Here is a 19,867-nt window from a genome sequence, read left to right as displayed (position 1 = left end):
TAATTTATTGCGCGCCTTGCTTGTCGATCAGCGCAGCAAGGGCTTCGTATTCTTCCGGCAGCAGGTCGGTCAGTGGCGTGCGCACGGGGCCGGCGTCATAACCGACGATTTTCGCACCGGCCTTGACGATGCTCACCGCGTAACCGGCTTTGCGGTTACGGATATCCAGGTACGGCAGGAAGAAGTCGTCGATGATCTTGCCAACGGTGGCGTGATCTTCGCGGGCAATGGCGTGGTAGAAATCCATCGCGGTCTTAGGGATGAAGTTGAACACCGCCGAGGAGTACACCGGCACGCCCAGGGCCTTGTAGGCTGCGGCGTAAACCTCTGCAGTCGGCAAACCACCGAGGTAACTGAAACGGTCGCCCAGGCGACGGCGGATCGACACCATCAACTCGATATCACCCAGGCCATCCTTGTAGCCGATCAGGTTCGGGCAGCGCTCGGCCAGACGCTCCAACAGCGGTGCGGTCAGGCGGCAGACGTTGCGGTTGTACACCACCACGCCGATCTTGACCGACTTGCACACGGCTTCAACGTGGGCGGCAACCCCGTCCTGGCTGGCTTCGGTGAGGTAGTGCGGCAGCAGCAGCAAACCTTTGGCGCCGAGGCGTTCGGCCTCTTGGGCGTACTCGATGGCCTGGCGGGTGGCACCGCCTACACCGGCCAGGATCGGCACGCTGGACGCACAGGTATCCACGGCGGTTTTCACCACCTGGGAATATTCGCTGGCCGCCAGGGAGAAAAACTCACCTGTGCCACCCGCGGCGAACAAGGCGCTGGCGCCATAAGGGGCCAGCCATTCCAGGCGCTTGATGTAACCCGCCTGGTGGAAATCACCCTGGGCGTTGAAATCGGTCACTGGGAAAGACAGCAGACCGTGGGAGAGGATGGACTTCAGTTCTTGTGGATTCATTATTCGAACACCCTGGGCGAAGACTTTCTTACGAAAGGTTGTTGTTGGTTTTGATGATGTCGTACGTCATCGTACAACTATAAATAAATTCGTCAACTGCAATTCATCCGGCGTAATCCAACGAGGGCTTGAGACGCGGCTCTTGACGTAGGAAATTTCTCACCTATGATTCAGGTGACTGTATATGCATACAGTTATCACGGAAGATTCCTACGACATAGCAAGGAGCTAACATGTCAGGTCTTGAACTCGCAGCACCCGAAAAAACTCCGCCTACCCTGCGCTTCGAAGGCGGTGAACACACCGCCATCGGCGATGACACCCTGCTTCGCTTCAGCAAGGACGCCTCGGCCATTCCTGCGCGCCAAGTCGAACTGCACCTGCCCAACGGGCTTGCGCTGACCTATGGCCAAGTGATCGCCCTGGGCGGCGACTTCTATGGCATCCCCGGCCAACCGATCAGCGATGGCAATTCTCCGACCGAGCGCGTGCAACGCTTCACCGCGGCGTTCAATTCTCTCGCCGTGTTGCCTGCTTCACGGGAAGAAGCGCAGAAGATCCTGGCGGTGATGCAAAAGGAGATCAACGCCGTCAACCAGGCGATCAAGGACGGCAAACAACCTCATGAAGCCTATGACGCCCTGGGAGATACGTTGTCCGAGGAGTGGAATCGCATAACCGGCGGCGGCAGTGCTGTTTCGGCCCTCGTACCGTTGGGCCGCTACCTGAAGCTGGCAGCGGACAACGCCGACCACTTCGGTGAATGGGCCCTGTCCGCCTATTTGGCCGGTCACGCAGCGGCTCTGCAACAGGCCGTGGTGGCTCATCAGACCGGCACCGACCAGGCCCTGGAATTGGCTTACGCCATGAACAGCTTTGCCGATCACTTTTTGACCGACCTGTTTTCCGCCGGCCACCTGCGGGTACCGCGCAAACAACTGGCGGCAGTGGTGACGCCAGGAGAACTCGGCTCGCTGATCAGCCGCTTCATGCACGATGAAGACAGTAAATTCGGGCTCAAGGTGCGCAATGCCATGGGCGCTCAGTGGCATGCCTACGGCGACAAGCGCTACTTCGACAGCATCGACGCCGACAATCGCGTGCAGGTCAAAGGGGCCGTACAGGCCTCGGCCGATGAGATCTTCGAAACCTTCATCAGCGGCATCGCGCCCTCCCCAGCTGAGTTCAAGGCACCGCTGTATGTGCCCGACCTGAACGCCGCGCAAAACCCGGCGAATAACTTCTCGCCGCTGTTCAAGATGGAGGGGGACAAGGTGCTGCGGCGCAAGGACGTCAATGATTTGAACGACAAGCACTGGACTAATGATTGGTGGGGGTGGAGCACGTACTTGCTGCTTAAGGACTACAAGCCAAACCAACCCGCCAACTAACGGCTGGCATGATCGTTCCCACGCTCTGCGTGGGAATACAGCCTATGACGCTCCGCGTCACCCTGCGAGGGCTTGAGAAATTCACGCGCATCGGGACGCGGAGCGTCCATAGAGGCGTTACCACGCAGAGCGTGGGAACGATCAGCCCCGCTGTGCCTCTGCCTCTTCATGGGCATGACGCAGCCGCTCACGGCTGTTGGTCAAATGCAGGCGCATGGCCGCACGTGCCGCATCCGAATCCTGGCGGGCAATCGCCTCATAGATTTCTTCGTGTTCGCGGCTCAAGCGGCTCATGTAGTGCTGTTGATCATCATGGGCCAGGCGCGCCGAATTCAGGCGGGTACGCGGAATGATGCTGGTGCCCAGGTGGGTCATGATGTCGGTGAAGTAGCGGTTACCGGTAGACAGTGCAATTTCCAGATGAAAGGCAAAATCCGACGCCACCGCATCGCCAGCGTGGGCCGCACTTTCATTCAAGGCATCGAGGGCCGCGCGCATGGCCGCCAGTTGCTCATCGCTGCGGCGCAAGGCAGCAAGGCCCGCAGACTCCACTTCCAGGCTGATACGCAACTCCAGAATCGCCAGCACATCACGCAAGGTCACCACGGTGGCAGGGTCTATGCGAAAACCGCTGGGGCTTGGCGTGTCCAGCACGAAGGTGCCGATACCGTGGCGAGTCTCGACCTGCCCCGCCGCTTGCAGGCGCGAGATGGCTTCACGCACCACCGTCCGACTGACGCCGTGGGCATCCATGATCGCCGACTCGGTGGGCAACTTGTCGCCGCGTTTGAGCTGGCCATCGCGGATCTGCTCGGACAACACCGTGACCAATTCCTGGGCAAGGCTGCGGCGCTTGCGGGGAAGACGTGGGGCGGCGCTGGCGTTTTCCATGATGAACCATCTTTCTCGACGAACTGAAGACCGCATCATAGCCCATGGTGGTTGTACGATCACCGTTCTGGCGCGACTTTCATCCATATCCTTCACGCAAAAAAAATGCCCCGACAGCTGTCGAGGCATTTTTCAGATGGGTCTGTAAGCGAAATCCGCCTACTTCACCACTTTCAAGCTTGGCCGACCGCTAGGGCGCGGCGGCTCGGCATCCGGTGGCGGTACATCATCACCGTCTTCGCCTTCAATCGTTTCGTCATCCTCTAAAGGCGACTCCAGATCGAACACCATGCCCTGGCCATTTTCCCGGGCGTAGATCCCGAGGATGGCACCGATGGGCACGAACAGCGTATGGGGCACACCGCCGAAACGCCCTTCGAAGCTCACCGCTTCGTTGTCCATGTGCAGGTGGCGCACGGCACTGGGCGATACGTTCAGCACAATTTGCCCGTCACTGGCAAAACCCTGGGGTACCTGAACCGCAGGAAATTCGGAATTGACCAGCATGTGCGGGGTGCAATCGTTGTCCACAATCCACTCATAGAGCGCGCGGACCAGGTAAGGTCGACTGGAGTTCATCAACGGCTCCTTAAGCCTTAGCGCATATCGCGTTCGGCGCCAGACAGACTCGCCTGGAAAGCCTCACGCGCAAACTGGCGCTCCATGTAATCAAGCAACGGCTTGGCCGGCCGTGGCAGTTCAATGCCCAGAATCGGCAAGCGCCAGAGTATGGGTAATAGGCAGCAATCCACCAAGCTTTGTTCCTCACTGAGGAAAAAAGGTTTATCGGCGAACAACGGCGAAACGCCGGTCAGGCTCTCGCGCAATTCCTTGCGCGCCTGCACACGAGCGGCTTCTTTGGAACGCGAATCCAGAATCACATCCACCAACCCGCACCAGTCACGCTGGATCCGATGGATCAGCAGGCGGCTGTTGGCACGCGCCACCGGGTACACCGGCAGCAAAGGCGGATGAGGGTAACGCTCATCCAGGTATTCCATCACCACGGTCGACTCCCACAACGCCAGGTCACGATCGACCAGGGTGGGCAAGCTGCCGTAAGGGTTCACTTCGATCAGCTTCGGCGGCTGACGGCCCGCCTCCACACTGATGATCTCGGCGCTGACACCCTTCTCTGCGAGCACGATGCGTACTCGGTGGGAATAGTGGTCGGCGGGGTCGGAGTAACAGGCCAACCGATTGGTCACGCCCATGGCGGTCCTCCTCGCTTGTTGAAATTATCGAAAGCTCAAAAACGAGCGCGCCCAGAAGCATCCCTGTAACGACCGGTTCAAACCGGCGCTACGTGTTCAGAGATGCCGCTGGGCGCGCAAGATTAACAGCAATTGCTTACGGTTGGATCAATGCACATCCTTCCAGTATTCACGCTTGAGCAAATAAGCGAATACGAAGAAGAAAGCCAGGTACAGCAAGACGTAGGTACCGATACGCTGATGCTGCAGTTTAACCGGGTTGGCCGAGTAGGCCAGGAAGGTCACCAGGTTCTTGACCTTCTCGTCGAACTGCTCTTCGTTCAGCGTACCGGTCTTGGGCACGATGGTCAGTTGATCGCACGCTTCATGGGTCAGCGGCGTGCCGGTCAACGGATCATATTGCTTCTTGCCGTCTTCAACGACCTGAACCTGCTTGCATCCTACCACCTGGCGCCCCTGCAGGCCGACCAGAACGTTCGGCATGCCGACGTTCGGGAAGACTTTGTTGTTCACGCCATAGGGGCGCGCAGGGTCTTCGTAGAAGGATTTGAGATAACCGTAGAGCCAGTCGGTACCGCGTACACGGGCCACCAGGGTGAGGTCGGGCGGTGCGGCGCCGAACCAGGTCTTGGCGTCGGCCGGCTGCATGCCGATGTTCATGTGGTCGCCGATCTTGGCACCCGTGAACACCGCGTGGCTGAGCATCACTTCATGGGGAATGCCCAAGTCATCGGCAACGCGCTCATACCGTTGGAACTTGGCGCTGTGGCACCCCATGCAGTAGTTGGTGAATGTACGCAGCCCATCCTGCATGGCGGCTTTGTCAGACACATCGATATCGACTTTTTCCAGCTCTGCGCCATGTTCGGCGGCGAAGGACAGTAGCGGCAGTGCCGCAAGCACGAATGCAACGAGTAATTTTTTCATCAGCCAGTCACCCTTTCCGGAACCGGTTTGGTCTTCTCGAGCCGGGTATAGAACGGCATCAGAATAAAGTAGGCGAAGTACAGGAAGGTGCAGACCTGCGACAGCAACGTGCGCTCAGGGGTAGGCGCCAATACGCCCAGCACGCCCAGGATCACGAACGAAATGCAGAACACCCACAGCCAGATCTTGCTCAGCCAGCCTTTGTAGCGCATCGACTTGACCGGGCTACGGTCGAGCCACGGCAGCACGAACAGCACCGCGATGGCCGCGCCCATGGCGATCACGCCCATGAGTTTGTCGGGGATCGCGCGCAAGATCGCGTAGAACGGCGTGAAGTACCAGACCGGGGCAATGTGCTCGGGTGTCTTGAAGGCATTGGCCTGTTCGAAGTTAGGCTTCTCCAGGAAATAACCACCCATCTCCGGGAAAAAGAACACGATCGAGCAGAACACAAACAGGAACACGACTACGCCGACAATGTCTTTCACGGTGTAGTACGGGTGGAACGGAATGCCATCCAGCGGGATGCCGTTCTCGTCCTTGTGCTTCTTGATGTCCACGCCATCCGGGTTGTTGGAACCCACTTCGTGCAGCGCCAGGATGTGCAGTACCACCAGGCCCAGGATCACGATCGGCAAGGCCACCACATGCAAGGCGAAGAAGCGGTTCAGGGTGATGCCGGAGATCAGGTAGTCACCACGAATCCACTGGGTCAGGTCGTTGCCGATCACCGGGATTGCGCCGAACAGCGAGATGATCACCTGGGCGCCCCAGTACGACATCTGGCCCCAGGGCAGCAGGTAGCCCATGAAGGCTTCGGCCATCAGCGCCAGGTAGATCAACATGCCGAAGACCCACACCAGCTCACGAGGCTTCTGGTACGAGCCGTAGAGCAGGCCGCGGAACATGTGCAGGTAGACGACGATAAAGAACGCCGACGCGCCGGTGGAGTGCAGCAGGCGCAGGATCGAGCCGTACTCGACGTCACGCATGATGTATTCGACAGAAGCAAACGCTTCTTCCGCCGACGGCGTGTAGCTCATCGTCAACCACACGCCAGTGACGATCTGGTTGACCAGCACCAACAGGGCCAGGGAGCCGAAGAAGTAGAAGAAGTTGAAGTTTTTCGGCGCGTAATATTTGCTGAGATGGTCTTCCCACATTTTAGTGGCGGGGAAGCGCGCATCCACCCAATCCATGAACTTGCTCATCACGCGTTCTCCTTGTCGAGGCCAATGACAATGATGTCGTCAGATTCGTAATTGTGAGGAGGAACCGGCAGGTTCAGGGGCGCGGGCTGGGATTTGTAGACGCGGCCAGCGAGGTCATAGTGGGAACCGTGGCACGGGCAGAAATAACCGCCGACCCAGTCTTTGCCCAAGTCGACAGGCGCCACTTCCGGGCGGAAGGTAGGTGAGCAACCCAGGTGGGTACACAGACCAACCAGCAGCAGAATCTCTGGCTTGATCGAACGCGCTTCGTTCTTGGCGTAGGCGGGCTGGTCGGACTTTTCCGATGTCGGGTCAGATAACTGGCCTTCGATCTTCTTCAGATTCCCCAGGATTTCCTCGGTACGACGAACAATGAAAACCGGCTGGCCGCGCCATTCAGCAATCATCTGCTGGCCTGGCTCGATCTTGCTGACATTCACCTTCACCGGTGCACCTGCGGCTTTCGCCTTGGCACTGGGAAACCATGACCCCACGAACGGGACCGCAGCCCCCACCGCTCCTGCAGCACCCACCACGGATGTGGCTGCTACCAAGAAGCGACGCCGGCCTGCATTCACGCCGTCATTGCTCATTCAGTCCTCTCCCATCAGCTTTTTGGCCTGTTAAATCAGGCGTCTACTAAGTGTTGAATCTTTACTTATAAAAATTTTGACGGATGGTAATGAAAAGCCCCACGTATGACAAGGGAATTGCCCGGGGCTCCGCCTCCAGGCCTTGTAGTATAGGGGGTCTACGGATGTGGCAAGTTGTCACGGCGAAAAATGTGCATAAATCGCAGGCAATAAAAAACGCCCAGCTCCGTGAGGAGGCTGGGCGTTTTTGTGGAACGTAAAGCGAATTAACGCTTCGAGTACTGCGGACGCTTACGCGCTTTACGCAGACCGACTTTCTTACGTTCAACTTCACGAGCATCGCGAGTCACGAAGCCAGCTTTGCGCAGAGCGCCACGCAGGGTTTCGTCGTACTGCATCAGAGCGCGAGTGATACCGTGGCGGATTGCGCCAGCTTGACCACTTACACCGCCACCGATAACGGTGACGTAGATGTCGAACTTTTCAACGGTCTCGGTCAATTCCAGCGGCTGACGAACTACCATGCGGGCAGTTTCGCGACCGAAGAAGTTGTCCAGGGAGCGGTTGTTGATCGAGATGTTACCAGTGCCCGGACGCAGGAAAACGCGTGCGGTTGCGGTTTTGCGACGGCCAGTGCCGTAATTTTGAGTCGCCGACATAATGAACTATTCCGTTAAAACTTCAGTTCTTGGGGCTGCTGAGCAGCATGAGGGTGTACAGCGCCCGCATAGACTTTCAGCTTGCGAAACATATCGCGACCCAGTGGGCCCTTAGGCAGCATGCCTTTGACCGCGATTTCGATCGGGGCTTCAGGCTTCTTGGCAATCAGGCCTTCGAAGTTGGAAGACTTGATACCGCCTGGGAAACCGGAGTGACGGTAGTACATTTTGTCGCTTGCTTTGTTGCCGGTTACACGAACCTGCTCAGCGTTGATGATGACGATGTAGTCGCCGGTATCAACGTGCGGGGTGTATTCAGGCTTGTGCTTGCCACGCAGACGGCTGGCGACTTCAGTGGCCAGACGACCCAGGGTCTGACCAGCGGCGTCGACGACAAACCAGTCGCGCTGAACTGTTTCCGGTTTTGCAGTAAAAGTTGTCATTCTTTAATAGCCTCAGGGGCCGCCTGTAAATTTAGACGGCGGATCTTACTGAATAGTGCGTACTTTGACAAGGTCAAAGGCAGCCGGATACAGACGCTATCGGGGGCTCGGGTCGGCGCGTCCGTTCAACGGCAAGATTCTTCGGCAGGCGGCGCATCACTTCCACTGCAGAAAGAGGTGGGCAATTATGCAGATTGCGAAAAAAAATTCAACCTGCTTTTATGATTGTTTTCCCCTGAAGGAGTACCCGATGGATTACCGACAGCTGGGCCGCACCGATCTGAATGTCAGCGCGATCGCGTTGGGCACCATGACCTGGGGCGAGCAGAACAGCGAGGCAGAGGCCTTCGCGCAGATCGAACGGGCCAAGGCCGCAGGCATCAACTTCCTCGACACCGCGGAAATGTACCCGGTGCCGCCCAAGGCCGACACCTACGCCACCACCGAACGCTACATCGGCAACTACTTCAAAAGCCGTGGCGACCGCGCCGACTGGGTGCTTGCCAGCAAGATCGCCGGCCCCGGCAACACCATCGACTATATCCGCGATGGCCACCTGCGCCACAACCGCCAGCACATCGGCGCAGCCCTCGACGCCAGCCTCAAGCGCCTGCAGACCGACTGGATCGACCTCTACCAATTGCACTGGCCGGAGCGCAGCACCAACTTCTTCGGCCAGTTGAGCTACAAGCACAAGGACGAAGACGACCTCACCCCACTGGAGGAAACGCTCGAAGCCCTGGACGAACAGGTGAAGGCCGGCAAGATCCGCCACATTGGCCTGTCCAACGAAACGCCGTGGGGCGCCATGAAGTTCCTGGCCCTGGCCGAAGCCCGCGGCTGGCCGCGCGCCGTGTCGATCCAGAACCCCTACAACCTGCTCAACCGCAGCTTTGAAGTGGGCCTGGCGGAGGTTGCCATTCGTGAACAGTGCGGCTTGCTGGCCTATTCGCCTTTGGCGTTCGGCATGCTCAGTGGCAAGTACGAAAATGGCGCACGCCCGGCCAAGGCGCGCCTGACTGAATACAGCCGCTTCAGCCGTTACTTCAACCCGCAGTCGGAAGCGGCGTGCAGCCGCTATGTGGCTCTTGCGCGGGAACATGGCCTGGACCCGGCGCAGATGGCGCTGGCGTTTGTGACGCAACAGCCGTTTGTGACCAGCAATATTATTGGCGCCACATCGCTGGAACAACTGGACAGCAACATCGCCAGTGCCGATCTGAAATTATCGAAAGAGGTGTTGGAAGGGATTGAGGCGATTCAGAAGGATCATCCGAATCCGGCACCCTGATTGACCCGCACTGATCATTCCCACGCTCTGCGTGGGAATGCCGCCTTGGACGCTCTGCGTCCGCTTTCAGAGTCGTGACGCAGAGCGTCACATGAGGCGTTCCCACGCGGAGCGTGGGAACGATCCATCAAAGCGCCCGCGCAATGATCTCCTTCATGATCTCATTGGTCCCCGCATAAATGCGCTGCACCCGCGCATCCGCCCAGGCCCGGGCAATCGGGTATTCCCACATGAACCCGTAACCGCCATGCAACTGCACGCACTCATCGAGCACCTTGCATTGCAGGTCTGTGGCCCAGTACTTGGCCATCGCTGCGGTAGGCACGTCCAGCTTGCCTTCCAGGTGCATAGCCATGCACTTGTCCACAAAAACACGGCCAATCTGAATCTCGGTGGCCATCTCCGCCAGCTTGAACCGAGTGTTCTGGAAATCGGCAATCGCCTTGCCGAACGCCTTGCGCTCACGGGTGTACTCAAGGGTCCACTGCAACGCCGCTTCGGCTGAGGACAGCGCGCCAATCGCCACGGTCAGGCGTTCTTGCGGCAACTCTTGCATCAGGTAGGCAAAGCCCATGCCCGCCTGGCCCAGCAGGTTTTCCTTGGGCACGCGCACGTCCTGGAAGAACAGCTCCGAGGTGTCCTGGGCCTTCATGCCGACTTTCTCCAGGCGCTTGCCCTTGTCGAAGCCCGGCGTATCGGCTTCCACCAGGAACAGGCTGGTGCCCTTGGCGCCGGCCTTGGGGTCGGTCTTGGCGACGACGATCACCAGATCGGCCAGGTAGCCGTTGGTGATAAAGGTCTTGGAGCCGTTGATCACGTACTCATCGCCGTCCAGCACGGCGCTGGTCTTGACCCCTTGCAGGTCGGAACCGGCGCCCGGCTCGGTCATGGCGATGGCAGTGACCATCTCCCCGGAGATCAACTGGGGCAGGTACTTGTGCTTCAGCGCTTCACTGCCGTAATGCAGGATGTACGGCGCGACGATATCCGAATGCAGGGAAAAGCCGATGCCGGTCAAACCCAGGCGGCTGACCTCTTCGATCACCACCGCGCTGTAGAGAAAATCCGCGCCCAGGCCGCCGTATTCCTCTGGCAGGTGGGAACACAACATGCCCGCCTCCCCCGCCTGGTTCCACAGGTTACGGTCGATATAGCCCTGCTTTTCCCATTGCCCATGGAAGGGCACGGCGTGTTTTTCGAGGAAGGTGCGCACGCTCTCACGGAAGAGTTCGTGCTCCGAGCTGAACAAGGTTCTGGGGATCATGGGTCACCTGTGTGGATTGTCGGACAAGGACGAGCCCACAGAGCCTATGCCCCGAAGGCGTCACGGGACACTGGACACATGCGACAAAAAATAAGACGATCCAGCCGTCTGGTGACCACTTTCCCCTATAAGAATAAATGAAATTATGTCTAACCAAATCTCCACGCCGTTGCGGCGCGTCAGCATTTTGGCCATTGATCGGGTATTCGCTTCCACCCTCATGCAAGCCAAGGATTTCTTCCATCTCGCCAGCCTGCGCCATGGCAAACAGCAAGGCCTGGGCCTGACCCCAGGGTTCGAAACGCGCCTGGTCAGCCCCGACGGCCAGTCCGTGCGCAGCTTCAGCGATGTGATCATGCCGGTGGACGGCGGCCTCGAAGACGCCGACATCATCGTGCTGCCGGCCTTCTGGGACGACTTCGATGTGTTGTGCACCCGCTACCCCCAGGTGCTGCCGTGGCTGCGCGAACAACATGCTCGCGGGGCTGTGCTGTGCGGCGAGGCCACCGGGGTGTTCTGGCTGGCCGAAGCCGGGCTGCTCGATGGCAAGGAGGCGACCACCTACTGGCGTTTTTTCAACGCTTTCAGCGAGCGCTTCCCCAAGGTGCAGCTCAATCAGGACAAGCACCTCACAGACGCCGACAACCTGTATTGCGCCGGCGGCACCACCTCGGCCTGCGACCTTTATATCTACCTGATCGAACGCTTCTGTGGCGCCAACATCGCCCAGGCCGTGGCCCGCGACATTCTCTATGAAGTGCAGCGCAACTATTCACCGGGGCGTATCGGGTTTGGCGGGCAGAAGCTGCATCAGGATGTGATCATCCTGCAGATCCAGCATTGGCTTGAAGAGCACTTTGCCGACAAATTCCGCTTTGAAGACGTCGCCCGGGAACACGGCATGAGCATCCGCAACTTCATGCGCCGCTTCCAGACCGCCACCGGTGACAAGCCGCTGCATTACCTGCAACGCCTGCGCATCGAGACGGCCAAGGGCCTGCTCTCGGGCAGCCGCAAGAGCATCAAGACCATCAGTTATGAGGTGGGTTACGACGATGCGAGTTTCTTTGCGCGGTTGTTCAGGCAGCACACGGAGTTGTCGCCCAACCAGTATCGCCAGCAATTTCAGCAGGCCGCCTGACTCCAGGCCAACACAAACCATTGTGGGAGCTGGCTTGCCTGCGATGACGGTGTATCAGCCAGCCTATAGTTGACTGATACACCCCCATCGCGGGCAAGCCCGGCTCCCACATTAGATCTCCATTGAGCCGGAGATTGATTAAGGCTTGTGCCCGCGCGACAGGAACTCGTGGGACTGCATTTCCAGCAGGCGACTCAAGGTGCGCTGGAATTCGAAGTTCAAGCGACCACCCGTATAGAGGTCCTTGAGTTCGACTTCCGCCGAGATGATCAGCTTGACGTTACGGTCATAGAACTCATCGACCATGTTGATGAACCGTCGGGCGATATCGTCGGTGGTCACGCCCATCTGTTCCACACCACTCAAGATCACGGCGTGGAAGATCTTGCCCAGCTCGATGTAATCGTTCTGGCTGCGTGGCCCATCGCACAGTTGGCGGAACTCGAACCAGGCTACGTCATCGCAGGTGCGCAGTGCGATGATTTCGCGGTTCTCGATCATCAGCTTGTCGTTTTCCACCGCCTGGGTGCATTCCGGCGTCAGGGCGCGGAAGCTTTTCTTCAAGCTTTCGTGTGCGGCTTCGTTGAGCGGGAAGTGGAACAGCTCGGCTTGCTCCAGGTGACGCAAGCGGTAGTCGACGCCGCTGTCGACATTGACGATATCGGTGTTCTGCTTGATCAGCGCAATGGCCGGCAGGAAGCGCGCACGCTGCAGGCCGTCCTTGTACAGGCCATCGGGCACGATGTTCGATGTGGCCACTAGGGTCACACCGTTCTTGAACAGTTCTTCCATCAGGGTGCCAAGGATCATGGCGTCGGTGATGTCGGAGACGAAGAATTCATCGAAGCAGATCACCCGGGCCTCTTGGGCGAAACGCTTGGCGATGATGGTCAGCGGGTTTTTCTCGCCCGGCAGGGTCTTCATCTCTTCGTGCACGCGCTTCATGAAGCGGTGGAAGTGCGTACGCACTTTTTCCTTGAACGGCAGCGCTTCAAAGAAGGTGTCTACCAGGTAAGTCTTGCCCCGACCCACGCCGCCCCAGAAATACAGGCCCTTGACCGGCGTGTGGTCTTTCTTGCCAAACAGCTTGCTGAACATCCCTGGCTTGCTTTGCGACGCGGCCACGAGGTCCTCGTACAGGCGCTGCAAATGACGCACGGCATTTTCCTGGGCCGCGTCGTGGAAGAACTCGGGGCGTTTCAGATCAGCTTGATATCGTTCTAGGGGCGTCATAATTTCGTTAGCAAGGCAACAAAAACGGGCCGACACTGTAACGACGGCCCTGGATAATGGCAATCAACCCTTGGTCGGGTTAATCCTCGATTGGGGTCAACGCAACGCGCAAGGCTTCGATGGCCGCGTCACGCGATGCTTGATCGGCGTACTCGGCGCTGTCAGCGACTGCGGCGCCGTCCAGCCATACGCTGAAGCCCAGGGCCTCGGCGCGCACGTCCAGCGCATCACCACGTTGCAGTTGCTTGGTCACCGCGCCGGCTGCTTTGCCATCGGCAAAGTTACGCGACAGCAGCAGTTGCTCGCCATCAGCGGCCAGCAGGCGGAAGCGGAAGCTGCCGTCAGCTTCACGGAAGCTCACAAACCGCGCAGCCTTCGCGGCTTTTTTCTTGGTGGCGACCGGCGCCGCCGCCTGGTTGACGAACGAACGCAGGCCCACCGCTTCACGCAGCTCGGCCAGGAACGGTGCCGCCACAGCGCGGGCCTTCTTGGCGCCGACCTGCAGCAGGTCTTCCATGTCCGATGGGCGCGACATCAGTTGGTGGTAACGCTCGCGCGCTTCGCCGAGTTGGCCGTCGAGCAGTTGGAACAGACGGTTCTTTGCCTCGCCCCAGCCCAGGCCTTCTAGCAACTGACCACGGAATTCGGCTTCCTGGGCCTTGGTCGCGAACGCCTGGTAAAGGGTGAACAGGTGCGAATTGTCCGGATCCTTGGGTTCGCCTGGCGCGCGGGAGTCGGTGACGATCCGCGAGATCGCGTCCTTCATGTCCTTGGCGCTGGTGAACAACGGGATGGTGTTGTCGTAGCTCTTGGACATCTTGCGGCCATCCAGGCCCGGCAAGGTGGCCACGCTTTCTTCGATCAGCGCCTCGGGCATGGTGAAGAATTCTTTACCGTTGCCGAACAGGTGGTTGAAACGCTGGCCGATGTCGCGGGCCATTTCCACGTGCTGGATCTGATCGCGGCCCACCGGCACCTTGTGCGCGTTGAACATCAGGATGTCCGCGGCCATCAGCACCGGGTAGCTGTACAGGCCCATGCTGATGCCCGCATCCGGGTCTTCGCCGTTCTCCACGTTCTTGTCCACCGAGGCCTTGTAGGCATGGGCGCGGTTGAGCAGGCCCTTGGCGGCAACGCAGGTCAGCAGCCAGGTCAGCTCGGGAATTTCCGGGATGTCCGACTGGCGGTAGAACGTTACCCGGTTCACATCCAGGCCACCGGCCAGCCAGGTCGCGGCGATTTCCATACGCGAGCGCTGGATGCGCTGCGGGTCATCGCATTTGATCAGGGCGTGGTAGTCGGCCAGGAAGTAGAAGGAGTCGGCATTCGCGTCTTCGCTGGCGAGGATCGCCGGGCGAATCGCACCGGCGTAGTTGCCCAGGTGCGGCGTGCCGGTGGTGGTGATGCCGGTGAGGATACGGGTACGGGTCGTCATGGGTGATCGCTTGTCATCAATTCGAAAGGCGTGGCAGCACCAGATCCTTGAGATCGGTCAGCTTGCCATGAAAAAAGTGTCCGCATTCTGCCACTTTCAGCAGCTCATGGGGGCGTTTCAGGGCGGCGGACCAGGCGTAGACGAGTTGCGGGTCCACAACTTCATCGGTTTCCGGCTGGATCAGGGTCAACGGGCAGCCTTGGGGCAGCACGTCCGACTCGCCCAGGCGCATCACCGCCGCAGCCACCATGAACAGGTGCGCGAGCTTTTCGCCCTTGGCTTCCAAACGCCCGCCGAGACTGGCAGCCACGTAACCGCCGAAGGAAAAACCCAGCAAGGTGATCGGCAGGTCCGGGTGCTTTTCCCGCAACCAGGTGGCGGCCGCTTCTGCATCATCGACTTCACCGCTGGCCATATCGTGAGTACCGGCACTGGCACCGACGCCCCGGTAATTGAAACGCAAAGTAATCAAACCCGCGTCGCGGGCGGTGCGTTGCAAGGTCGATACGACTTTATTGAGCATGGTCCCACCCTGTACCGGGTTAGGGTGGCAAACCAGCGCCAGGCCACGTGGTTCGGGGTGATCCAGGTACAGGGCTTCCAATTGGCCCACCGGGCCATCGATCAAAACGGGGGTTTCACGCATGAGCAAGGATGAACTCCGTGACCTCTCAAGGGGTCGACTCGTCTAGCTAAAAGTCTGTGCATGGCATCATTGCGAGCTTAATCGCGGTATACAGCGCAGGTTTGAGCCGTTAACGTAAAGCAAAGCCGTTTATAGAGGAAGGACTCGTGGAACACTCGCTCTTAGTTTGGTTGTTGCCGACTCTTGCCCTGGTTGCCGGTGTCGCCATTGGTTTCCTGGTTGCCCGCCTGCTGCCCAATGCCGCGCCTAACCGCACGCAGCGTCAGTTGGATGACATTCAGGAACGTTTTGACAGTTATCAGAACGAGGTTGTTACCCACTTCAACAGCACCGCGACCCTGGTCAAGAAGCTCACCCAGAGCTACCAGGAAGTACAGGATCACCTCGCCGATGGCGCTAACCGCCTGGCCCTCGACGACATTACCCGCCAGCGCCTGCTGGCCGCGCTGCATTCCGATGCACCGCAAACCCCACGGGAACGCCTGACCCCGCCACGGGAAAACCAGGAGCCACCACGGGACTACGCGCCAAAAACGCCGAACGCTCCAGGCATGTTGGATGAGCATTACGGCTTGAAGAAGTAAGTCATCTTCAAGCAATAAAAAAGCCCGGCTGATCGATGATCAGCCGGGCTTTTTATTAGGTGCCTGAACCATCAGACAACACCGCCCCCCTGTGGGAGCTGGCTTGCCTGCGATAGCGGTGTGCCCGTTGACACACCTGCCTCAGACACTCCGCTAATTGTAGGAGCGAGCTTGCTCGCGAAAAACTCACAGGCGCCGCGTTTATTCAGGGAGCACGCGTCATCGTTGACGTTTTTCGCGAGCAAGCTCGCTCCTACATTAAGCGCGCAAGAGCTTAAGTGAGTTGCTGTTCCTGCAACCGCCCACCGTCAATGCGCACATGCCGCCCATGGAAACGCTTGAGGCTGCTGCGGTGGCCGACGCTGACGATGCTCAGCCCCGGCAGTTCATCGATCAACGCCTGGTACAAGGTCGCCTCGTCTTCTTCATCCATGGCCGAGGTCGCCTCATCCATGTACAGCCATCGCGGTGCAAACAACAACGCACGGGCAAAGGCCAGGCGCTGTTGTTCGCCGGGCGAGAGCATGCGTTGCCAGTGGTTGGCTTCATCCAGGCGGCTGACCAGATGGGACAGGCGGCAGGTTTCCAGCACCTGTGCATAACGTTCTGGCGCGTAGACGCTGTCGTCCTGTGGGTAACTCAACACGGCCTTGAGCGTACCAATCGGCAGGTAAGGCTTTTGCGGCAGGAACAGGTAGCGCGTCGCCGGCAGGCGAATGCTGCCATGCCCGGCGGGCCACAGGTGCCCCATCGCCCGCAGCAAGGTGCTCTTGCCGCTGCCGGAACGCCCGCTGAGCATGACGCGCTGGCCAGGCTCCACGGTCATGTCGGCGTCGGTGAGCAAATGGCGGCCGTCGGCCAGGTCCATGCCCAGGTCGTTGATCACCAGGCGCTCGCCTTCAGGGCGCACGTCGATCGCCGGCGTGCGTTGCTCGTTGTCGCTCATGGCTTGCTGGAAACTCAGCAGACGGTCGCTGGTGGCGCGCCATGTCGCCAGCTCCGAATAGGCGTTGATAAACCAGCTGAAGTTCTCTTGTACGTTGCCGAACGCCGAGTTGATTTGCATCAGCTCGCCCAGCTCGATCTTGCCGGTGAAGTAGCGCGGCGCGGCGACGATAAACGGGAAGATGATCGCGATCTGGCTGTAGCCGGCGGTGAAAAAGGTCAGGCGCTTGGACACTTTCATGATGTCCCAGAAGTTCTGCCAGACCTTGCCGAAGCGCGTGCTCAGGCGCTGCCTTTCATTCGGCTCGCCGTTGTACAGGGCGATACTTTCGGCATTCTCACGCACCCGCACCATGGAAAAACGCAGGTCCGCTTCGAAGCGTTGTTGTTGGTTGCTCAGGCCAATCAAGCGCCGGCCGATCAGGTGCGTCAGCCAACTGCCCACGGCGGCGTACAGCAGCGCACACCAGAACATGTAGCCGGGGATGGTGATGCCGAACACTTCGATGCTGCCCGAGACGCCCCACAGGATGATCGAGAATGACACCAGGCTGACCACGTTACGCAGCAAGCCGAGGCCCAGGCTTAAAGTGCCGGACGTGAAGTTGTTAAGGTCTTCGGAAATCCGCTGGTCCGGGTTATCGGTGTAGCCGCCCTGCTCCAGCTGGTAGTAATTCTTGTGGGCCAGCCAGCGGCTGAAGTGTTTTTCGGTGAGCCAGGCGCGCCAGCGGATCGTCAGCATCTGGGTCAGGTAAAGGCGGTACACCGCACCGAGTATCGCCACCGCCGCGATCCCGCCGAAATAGCCGATCAGTTGCCAGAAGGCCGCTGTGTCCTTCTTCTCCAAGGCGTTGTAGAAGTCTTTGTACCAGTGGTTGATCCACACGGAGATCGCCACGCTGAACAGCGACAGGCCAATCACGGCGGCCAGCAGCAGCCAGGCCCTGCCCTTCTCTTCACTGCGCCAATAGGGGGTGATCATCGCCCAGGTTCGGCGGAAGAATTGCCCACGCACCGCATCGTTGACCGCGCGGTATTCAGCGTTCTGATTCATCGTTCAGGCTCGGTAGGAAAAAGTCACAGGCGTTTGAACCGATCATAGGGGATCGGTTCGTGCGTCCGTGCAGCCTGAAGCGGGTTGTTCAGTTGCCGTTCAGCGTCGTACCGGGCGCTTCTGCAACTTGCGTTGCAGCGTGCGGCGGTGCATGCCCAGGGCGCGGGCGGTGGCGGAGATGTTGCCTTCGTGTTCGGTCAACACGCGCTGGATGTGTTCCCACTGCAGGCGGTCCACCGACATCGGATTTTCCGGCACCAGGGTGTCGAGGTCGGCATGCTCGGACAGCAAGGCGGCCAGCACGTCGTCGGCATCCGCTGGTTTGCACAGGTAGTTGCAGGCGCCGCGCTTGATCGCCTCGACGGCGGTGGCGATGCTGGAGTAACCGGTGAGGATCACCACGCGCATTTCCGGGTCGAGTTCCAGCAGCTTGGGCAGCAGCACCAGGCCCGAGTCGCCGTCCATTTTCAGGTCCAGGGCAGCGTAGTCCGGCAGGTCGGCCTGGGCGATGGTCAGGCCCTCTTCAGCAGAACCTGCGGTGCTGACGCGAAAACCGCGCCGGCTCATGGCGCGCGCCATCACGCGGGTAAAGGTCGCGTCGTCATCTACCAGCAGCAGGTGCGGCAGTTCTTCGCCTTCGACTTGGATCTCGTCACTCATCGATATCTCCTCGTGCGACACGGGGCAGGCGCAGCTCGGTGAGCGTGCCACCTTCCTCATGACTATAGAGCTTCACTGAGCCGCCCGCGCGGGTCACGCTGGCCTTGCTCAAAAACAGGCCCAGGCCGAAGCCTTTGCCCTTGGTGGTAAAGAAGGGTTTGCCGATCTGCTCGGCAATGGCCAACGGCACGCCGGCGCCGTGGTCACGAATGCTGATGGTGACGTTTTCCGCGTCCCAGTCCAACTGCACGCCGAGGCCTTCAGGGCAGGCATCGGCGGCATTGTTCAGCAAGTTGAGCAGCGCCTGGGTCAGGTCTGGCGGTGGCGCCATGCGCGGTACGCTGCCTTGGCCCAGCAGGTTGAAGCGGTAACTGGCTTCGGGACGCATCAGGTGCCAGCGGTTCAGCGCCTCATCGAGCCATTGGGTGACGTCTTGCATTTCGACCGCCAGACGGCGATTGGCCTCGGCGGCGCGCACCAGTTGCTGGAGCGTCAGCTTGCACTGCTTGACCTGTTCCTGCAGCACGCTCAAATCATCCTGCAGGGCCGGGTCGTGATGGTCCTGGGTCATTTCCTTGAGCAGCACGCTCATGGTCGCCAGCGGCGTGCCCAACTCATGGGCGGCGCCAGCGGCCTGGGTGGCCACGGCCAGCAACTGCTGGTCACGCAGGCCCTCTTCACGGCGAATGGCACGCAGTTCTTCCTGACGACGCAGTTCTTCGGCCATGCGCGCGGCGAAGAAGGTAATGACTGCCGCCGACAGGGCGAAGCTCAACCACATCCCATAGATTTGCAGGTTTTCCCGGGCGATGGGGAATGTCTGCAAGGGGTAAAACTGTGCCAACAGCAAGGTGTACAGCGTCAGCGCGATGCCCGACAGGACCACCGAATAGCGCCACGGCAGGGTCACGGCGGCGATGGTCAAAGGCACCAGGTAGTAGGAGACAAAGGGGTTGGTGGAACCGCCGGAGAAGTACAGCAACACGCTGTGGATAAACAGGTCACAGGCCAGTTGCAGGGCGTACTCCAGCTCGGTCACAGGCCAAGTGGTACGCAACCGAATGGCGGTGAACACACACAATACGGTGGAAAAACCCAGGGTCACGGCCAGTTGCAGCCAGGGCAGCGGCAACAGGTCGAACCAATAGGCAAGCCCGACGGAACCGGCCTGCGCGGCCAGTACCAGGGTGCGAATGAACGTCAGGCGCCAGAGGTTCTGGCGAGTGGCGGAAGTCAGTTTTACGGCGGCGAGCATGAGCTCTCCCGGTGAGCGCTGCAGGCGGATCGGCACGAGTATAAACGAAGCAGACCTGCTGGCACGGCGTGTGTGGCTCTTTGACGCAGGCCGGGTAAATGACCGTTCGTCGGC

20 protein-coding genes are annotated in these 19,867 nt (G+C 59.6%); 4 read left to right on the top strand and 16 right to left on the bottom strand.

What is annotated here, in order from left to right; genetic code table 11:
- Positions 1–4: 4 nt before the first annotated feature.
- Positions 5–916 carry a 5-dehydro-4-deoxyglucarate dehydratase gene (gene kdgD, locus QK296_RS07155; RefSeq protein WP_003188537.1) on the bottom strand — a complete coding sequence of 304 codons (912 nt, stop codon included), beginning with the start codon at positions 914–916 and terminating at the stop codon, positions 5–7.
- A 233-nt stretch (positions 917–1,149) separates the two neighbouring features.
- On the opposite strand from kdgD, the gene QK296_RS07150 reads away from it, so the two are divergent.
- Positions 1,150–2,307, top strand: a complete 1,158-nt coding sequence (locus QK296_RS07150; protein ID WP_057710924.1) for a hypothetical protein — start codon at positions 1,150–1,152, stop codon at positions 2,305–2,307.
- Between the two features lie 141 nt (positions 2,308–2,448).
- Here the strand turns inward: QK296_RS07150 and QK296_RS07145 are convergent, their stop codons facing one another.
- The 8 genes from QK296_RS07145 to rplM all read right to left on the bottom strand — a co-directional run bounded on the left by QK296_RS07145 (position 2,449) and on the right by rplM (position 8,245).
- The gene (locus QK296_RS07145; protein WP_003188534.1) at positions 2,449–3,198 is read right to left on the bottom strand and encodes a FadR/GntR family transcriptional regulator; all 750 of its coding nucleotides are present in this window, start codon (positions 3,196–3,198) and stop codon (positions 2,449–2,451) included.
- Positions 3,199–3,357: 159 nt separating this feature from the next.
- Entirely contained in the window at positions 3,358–3,777 is a 420-nt protein-coding gene (locus tag QK296_RS07140) for a ClpXP protease specificity-enhancing factor (RefSeq protein WP_003188531.1), read from the bottom strand.
- A 17-nt stretch (positions 3,778–3,794) separates the two neighbouring features.
- Entirely contained in the window at positions 3,795–4,412 is a 618-nt protein-coding gene (locus tag QK296_RS07135; RefSeq protein WP_003188529.1) for a glutathione S-transferase N-terminal domain-containing protein, read from the bottom strand.
- Between the two features lie 147 nt (positions 4,413–4,559).
- Positions 4,560–5,339 carry a cytochrome c1 gene (locus QK296_RS07130; RefSeq protein ID WP_003188528.1) on the bottom strand — a complete coding sequence of 260 codons (780 nt, stop codon included), beginning with the start codon at positions 5,337–5,339 and terminating at the stop codon, positions 4,560–4,562.
- A complete protein-coding gene (locus QK296_RS07125) occupies positions 5,339–6,550 on the bottom strand; it encodes a cytochrome bc complex cytochrome b subunit (RefSeq protein ID WP_003188526.1) in 1,212 nt (403 codons plus the stop codon). Before QK296_RS07125 ends, QK296_RS07130 begins: the two co-directional genes overlap by 1 nt.
- Positions 6,550–7,143, bottom strand: coding sequence for a ubiquinol-cytochrome c reductase iron-sulfur subunit (gene petA, locus QK296_RS07120; RefSeq protein ID WP_003188524.1), 594 nt, complete (start codon positions 7,141–7,143; stop codon positions 6,550–6,552). Before petA ends, QK296_RS07125 begins: the two co-directional genes overlap by 1 nt.
- Before the next feature lie 266 nt (positions 7,144–7,409).
- Entirely contained in the window at positions 7,410–7,802 is a 393-nt protein-coding gene (gene rpsI / locus QK296_RS07115; RefSeq protein WP_002555064.1) for a 30S ribosomal protein S9, read from the bottom strand.
- A gap of 14 nt (positions 7,803–7,816) precedes the next feature.
- On the bottom strand, positions 7,817–8,245 hold the full coding sequence (gene rplM / locus QK296_RS07110; protein ID WP_003188508.1) for a 50S ribosomal protein L13: 429 nt from the start codon (positions 8,243–8,245) through the stop codon (positions 7,817–7,819).
- 250 nt (positions 8,246–8,495) lie between these two features.
- On the opposite strand from rplM, the gene QK296_RS07105 reads away from it, so the two are divergent.
- Complete coding sequence (locus QK296_RS07105) at positions 8,496–9,536, top strand: NADP(H)-dependent aldo-keto reductase (RefSeq protein WP_003188506.1); 1,041 nt, start codon at positions 8,496–8,498, stop codon at positions 9,534–9,536.
- Between the two features lie 127 nt (positions 9,537–9,663).
- On the opposite strand, the gene QK296_RS07100 is transcribed toward QK296_RS07105, so the two are convergent.
- Positions 9,664–10,800, bottom strand: a complete 1,137-nt coding sequence (locus QK296_RS07100) for an acyl-CoA dehydrogenase family protein (protein ID WP_034134864.1) — start codon at positions 10,798–10,800, stop codon at positions 9,664–9,666.
- Between the two features lie 220 nt (positions 10,801–11,020).
- On the opposite strand from QK296_RS07100, the gene QK296_RS07095 reads away from it, so the two are divergent.
- Positions 11,021–11,941, top strand: a complete 921-nt coding sequence (locus QK296_RS07095) for a GlxA family transcriptional regulator (protein WP_169855855.1) — start codon at positions 11,021–11,023, stop codon at positions 11,939–11,941.
- Positions 11,942–12,079: 138 nt separating this feature from the next.
- Here QK296_RS07095 and zapE read toward each other — a convergent pair whose 3' ends face one another.
- From zapE to QK296_RS07080, 3 genes are all read right to left on the bottom strand, one after another.
- Entirely contained in the window at positions 12,080–13,174 is a 1,095-nt protein-coding gene (gene zapE, locus QK296_RS07090; protein WP_014716907.1) for a cell division protein ZapE, read from the bottom strand.
- Positions 13,175–13,253: 79 nt separating this feature from the next.
- Entirely contained in the window at positions 13,254–14,609 is a 1,356-nt protein-coding gene (locus QK296_RS07085) for a tryptophan--tRNA ligase (protein WP_282390734.1), read from the bottom strand.
- Positions 14,610–14,625: 16 nt separating this feature from the next.
- Positions 14,626–15,255, bottom strand: coding sequence for an alpha/beta fold hydrolase (locus QK296_RS07080; protein WP_003188497.1), 630 nt, complete (start codon positions 15,253–15,255; stop codon positions 14,626–14,628).
- A gap of 146 nt (positions 15,256–15,401) precedes the next feature.
- Between QK296_RS07080 and QK296_RS07075 the strand changes: the two genes are divergently transcribed.
- Complete coding sequence (locus tag QK296_RS07075) at positions 15,402–15,839, top strand: DUF1043 family protein (RefSeq protein ID WP_003171734.1); 438 nt, start codon at positions 15,402–15,404, stop codon at positions 15,837–15,839.
- Between the two features lie 274 nt (positions 15,840–16,113).
- On the opposite strand, the gene QK296_RS07070 is transcribed toward QK296_RS07075, so the two are convergent.
- The 3 genes from QK296_RS07070 to QK296_RS07060 form a co-directional block, all read right to left on the bottom strand.
- Positions 16,114–17,838, bottom strand: a complete 1,725-nt coding sequence (locus QK296_RS07070) for an ABC transporter ATP-binding protein/permease (RefSeq protein ID WP_034134861.1) — start codon at positions 17,836–17,838, stop codon at positions 16,114–16,116.
- A 99-nt stretch (positions 17,839–17,937) separates the two neighbouring features.
- Positions 17,938–18,498, bottom strand: a complete 561-nt coding sequence (locus QK296_RS07065; protein WP_003171731.1) for a response regulator transcription factor — start codon at positions 18,496–18,498, stop codon at positions 17,938–17,940.
- A complete protein-coding gene (locus tag QK296_RS07060; protein ID WP_003188495.1) occupies positions 18,491–19,753 on the bottom strand; it encodes an ATP-binding protein in 1,263 nt (420 codons plus the stop codon). Before QK296_RS07060 ends, QK296_RS07065 begins: the two co-directional genes overlap by 8 nt.
- Positions 19,754–19,867: the final 114 nt, after the last annotated feature.

The sequence above is a fragment of the Pseudomonas sp. AL10 genome, assembly GCF_029960685.1.
Classification (GTDB): Bacteria; Pseudomonadota; Gammaproteobacteria; order Pseudomonadales; family Pseudomonadaceae; genus Aquipseudomonas; species Aquipseudomonas lactis.
Note: the sequence above shows the minus strand (reverse complement) of the source record. Positions and strands in the feature narration are given on the sequence as shown.